The sequence below is a fragment of the Treponema sp. genome, from assembly GCF_045657965.1.
Classification (GTDB): Bacteria; Spirochaetota; Spirochaetia; order Treponematales; family Treponemataceae; genus Treponema_D.
The window spans coordinates 1-4,263 of record NZ_JAZOUG010000225.1; the positions used below are offsets into that span (position 1 = coordinate 1).

Below are 4,263 nucleotides of genomic sequence, written 5' to 3' on the forward strand. Positions count from 1 at the left end.
TCATACTGTAAAAAGCCCATTTTTTCCAGAATATTTCTGCCTTTTAACCACATTTTATCTGCTTTTTCGTATGAAAACTTGATTTTCCCGTCTTCGATTTTTTTCCAGAGAGGTGTATTTTCTTCAACAGTAAGAGTATAAAGAGAAACATGATCGATGTTTGAATATTTTTTTAAGATTTCAAACTGACTTTCAAATGCTTTATAAGTATGATTCGGAAGACCTGCAATAAAATCAACAGAAAGCCGGCCGTTCCAGTAATTTTTTAATTTTTCAAGTGCATTTTCTATAATTTGAACATCAGCGCCCCTGTTTACTGCTTTTAATGCCTTATCATCAAAAGCCTGTATTCCCATTGAAAGCCGGTTTATACCGGATTTTTTACAGGCTTCTAAAAAGTTTTCGGTTACATCATCCGGATTTACTTCAAAAGTAATTTCACAGTCTTCTGTAAAGGGAACTGTATTTTTTATTCCTTCTATAAGTTTAAGAATCTGCTCACAGGAAAGAAGACTTGGAGTTCCTCCACCGGCATAAACTGTACGCCAGGCAGAAATTTCATAAAACTTCGCATAAATCTGAATTTCTTTTAAAAGTGAATCAATGTATAAATCACTCAAATCATTACATTTTCCGCGTCTTTCACTTTCTGCAATGCTGAAAAAGTCACAGTAATCGCATTTTTTTTTACAGAACGGAATATGAATATAAAGCGAAGAAATCACAAAACAGCCTTGAATTAAAGAGGTTTAAATTTATTAAACGGAAAATACAGAAGCACACATTTTCCGATGATTGAGTTTTGTTTTATTGTTCCCCAGATTCTTGAATCACTTGCAGAAATTCTATTATCGCCAAGCACAAAATATTCATCTGGTCCGAGCGTTATTTCAGAAATTGCAGATTTTGCTCCCAGTTCAGAATCCCAGCCAGCAGGAGGTACTAAAATCTTTGGATTATATTTTACTGAGGAAAGTTCATATTCAGTAAGAAAATGTTTTTGACCGGCAGGTTTTATAAAAACTACATACTGATTCATATAAATCGTATCTCCGGGAATACCAACAACACGTCTTATTACAGGTCGGGTTCCATAAACAGGCTTCTGCTCAAAAAGATTACACTTCCTGAAAGTAACAAACTGAACCACACTGGATAAAAGACTTTTAAAAACGCCTTTTGGCTCACTTTTATAGTTATTCATAAGAATAACTTCTCCCCGCTCAGGACTTTTAAGCAAAGGACACACAAATTCATAACTACCAGAAGGAATATCAGGAGACATAGAATCTGATTTATTTGAAACAGGAAATATAATAAAATTCAAAAAAATAGAAACGATAAAGTAAAAAAGAAGTACGATACTTACAATAAAACAAATGCGGTGATAAAGTTCTTTACGCATTTTATAAGAAATTGCATAAATATTTTTTTCCATATCTATAGAATAACAGATTTATTGAAACTGTTGCAAGTTCAGTTTGTTATCCTTATAATAAGAAGATATGTCTGAAGGTGTAAAGATTATCGCACAAAATAAAAAAGCACGCTTTAACTACTCTATCGAAGAATCTTACGAATGCGGTCTTGAACTTGAAGGAACCGAAGTAAAATCTGTTAAGGCTGGAAATGTGTCCTTTTCGGATTCTTTTGCCGAAATTATAAATGGTGAAGTATGGATGCGTAATTTCCATATTTCTGAATATAAATATTCTTCTGTCTTTAATCATAATCCGGACAGAAAAAAGCGCCTTCTTCTTCACAAAGAAGAAATAAAACGGATTCAGCGCAAAGTTGATGAAAAAGGTTTCACACTTATACCGCTGGATTTTTATCTTAAAAACGGCAGAGTAAAACTTACATTGGGAGTCTGTAAAGGTAAAAAACTTTACGATAAAAGGGAAAGCATAAAGGAAAGAGATCTTAACAGAGATATGGCAAGGGAGTTCAGAAAGGGATTGTCATAAACAGAAATAAATCGGAGAAACGCATTTGAAGAATTTTTACAAAAAGCTTTTCAACTTATATGTATTAGTATTTTTTCTCACTTCAATTCAGCTTACATCTGCTGAAAGCGTTTTAGTTGATTATTACGGAGTTGTTTCAAAATCATCCGACACAAATATGCTGAAAATGGCACAGGATGTATTTTTTACCCAGTTAAAATCCATAGATGGAATTGAAGTAGACGACAAACGCCCGAATTTAAGCAAAGCTTCAACAGTACTTCCCGATTTTTTACATACAAATGCAAAGATTTTCTTTTACGCCGAAATTACAGATACAAAAAATGAATCCGGTCAGACTATATGGAACTGTAAATTTAATGCCGTTACGCAGTCAGACGGAATCACCCACTCTGCAACTGAAAATTACGAATCTTATTACAAAATCTTAGTAGGCGCTAAAAATGCAATCGAAAAAGTTCTTTCAGATTTAAAAGAGCCTGCACCAGAATTTATCTCCGCAAACAAGGCAAATATCGAAGCAGATTTTAACACGGGAATAGATATAGAATCGCTGGCAGGTACCTGGTCTGGGGAGCCGTTTACAGACAAAATCATCATTCTAAGAGGCGGCCGGGGCTTTGTTATTTTCAAAAATGGAGCCACAATGAACATAAAAATAACAGTCAAAAAGGCCACAATAGAAGGCAGAAACACAACTCTTGAAATTTCACAGGTAGGAAAATCAAATGCATCATTTTTCCCGGAACTGCCGCGTGAAAAAGCACTTGCCTGTGCTTCAACAGCATCTCCAATCACCTGGAATTTTTCACTGACTTCTCATGACACACTGGAAGGAACTAAAACCACTGTAATTTCAACAAATTCCGGAACTGAACCGGGAATACTGAATTCAAGCTGGATCAGAAGATAATTACACGTTATTAACAGTAACAGTCCCCTGACGAACAACTTTCACTTCACCATTTTCATCTATGGAAACAATTGTTGACGGTAATCCATTTTTTTTATCTCCGTCATCAACAATCAAATCGACTTCTTTTCCAAATTCATTTTTAATCTGCTGAATGTTATCAAGAACTGCAAATCCGCTCCGGTTAACGCTTGTTGAATAAATAGGAGCTCCACACAAAGCAATTACTTTCCTAAGCCATTCATCGCCCGGACAGCGGAAAGCAGTAGTTTCAAAATTTCCGTCTTTGGCAAATGTATGAACAATAATTGTAAGCGGCCCCGGCCACTTTTCTAAAAGTTCATCAGGAATTACATCTCTTGTATATTTTTTTATATCTTCAGTTTTCGAAATAAGCTGAATTAAGTGTTTTTTTTCATCTCTGCCCTTTATCCGGCAGATTTTTTCATTTGTATGAAACGAATAATGTCTTCCGTCAACGATTCCAGAAAAACCATAAACAGTATCTGTAGGGAGAACAACAATTTTTCCACGACGAATATAATCGGCAGCTATTTGAATAGATTCTTCATCAGACTTGCGGCAAATCATAAACAGGTATCCCCTTAATTTTTACTTTATTTTTTTTGACAGCGGCATTTTTTATTTTACTGCCTAAAAATATCAGATAGAGGTAACTTACAAAAAACATCAGTAAACCAGAAACCTTACAGAACCATTCCGGCAGAAAATATGGTTCTACTGATTTTATCGGCGTACCGGTTTCAAAATGATTCTCGCTTATATTTATCAGGCCGTTAATTTTAACAATTTTTTCCCCGTCACGGACATAGCCCATTTTACGGGCAAATCCTGCTATTACATCCGGGTCTTTTTCAAGAGCCGTATATTCGAGAACGAGACTGTCATTAATTTTCTGAATTTCATCAGCTCTCGCACTTAGATTCCTTTTCTGCTCCCTGAGCTGACCATCTGCCCAAATTCCATCAGAACCACAGGTAAATGAAACAAGAACATATACGGCAATACCAGCAAGAGCTGCGGAGAGAAGCCTGAACATTTTTATCATAACTCTTTGAATATCGGAGAGACTTTAAATTTTCTAAAATGATTTTTTTATTCTTAAAAAAAAATGGACTTTTATACAATATGTATGTTAAAATAAATAGATTAAGTGTAATTTCTTGAAGGATTTATTCCGATAATAAATCAAAGACTTCATAAAGAAAGTGTTAAGCTTTCAGAAATTCGCTTTTAAAGGGGAACAATATGAGTGATTCAGATAAAACAAATGAACTTGACAATTATGGTGTTTGGGTAAAAAAGCCTCCTAGAACTGTTTCATCTGAAATGGATATAGAATCTGATATTGAAGTTGTAGAT

The 4,263-nt window shown here is 34.7% G+C and carries 6 protein-coding genes; 2 read left to right on the top strand and 4 right to left on the bottom strand.

Annotated features, from left to right (window positions below; translation table 11 throughout):
* Both ACKI5B_RS08260 and lepB read right to left on the bottom strand, forming a co-directional pair.
* Window positions 1–725: coproporphyrinogen-III oxidase family protein (locus ACKI5B_RS08260; RefSeq protein WP_407427654.1), on the bottom strand; the 725-nt coding region annotated here is incomplete at its 3' end.
* 14 nt (window positions 726–739) lie between these two features.
* Window positions 740–1,438, bottom strand: coding sequence for a signal peptidase I (gene lepB / locus ACKI5B_RS08265; protein WP_407427656.1), 699 nt, complete (start codon window positions 1,436–1,438; stop codon window positions 740–742).
* A gap of 67 nt (window positions 1,439–1,505) precedes the next feature.
* Here lepB and smpB point away from each other — a divergent pair, with 67 nt between their 5' ends.
* Window positions 1,506–1,967: an SsrA-binding protein SmpB gene (smpB, locus tag ACKI5B_RS08270; protein ID WP_407427658.1), complete on the top strand. Its 462-nt coding sequence runs from the start codon at window positions 1,506–1,508 to the stop codon at window positions 1,965–1,967.
* Between the two features lie 25 nt (window positions 1,968–1,992).
* Window positions 1,993–2,880, top strand: coding sequence for a TP0183 family DNA metabolism protein (locus ACKI5B_RS08275; RefSeq protein ID WP_407427660.1), 888 nt, complete (start codon window positions 1,993–1,995; stop codon window positions 2,878–2,880).
* Here ACKI5B_RS08275 and ACKI5B_RS08280 read toward each other — a convergent pair whose 3' ends face one another.
* Entirely contained in the window at window positions 2,881–3,471 is a 591-nt protein-coding gene (locus ACKI5B_RS08280) for an L-threonylcarbamoyladenylate synthase (protein ID WP_407427662.1), read from the bottom strand.
* On the bottom strand, window positions 3,452–3,940 hold the full coding sequence (locus ACKI5B_RS08285; protein ID WP_407427664.1) for an FtsB family cell division protein: 489 nt from the start codon (window positions 3,938–3,940) through the stop codon (window positions 3,452–3,454). The genes ACKI5B_RS08280 and ACKI5B_RS08285 overlap by 20 nt, the downstream gene beginning before the upstream one ends.
* Window positions 3,941–4,263 lie beyond the last annotated feature (323 nt).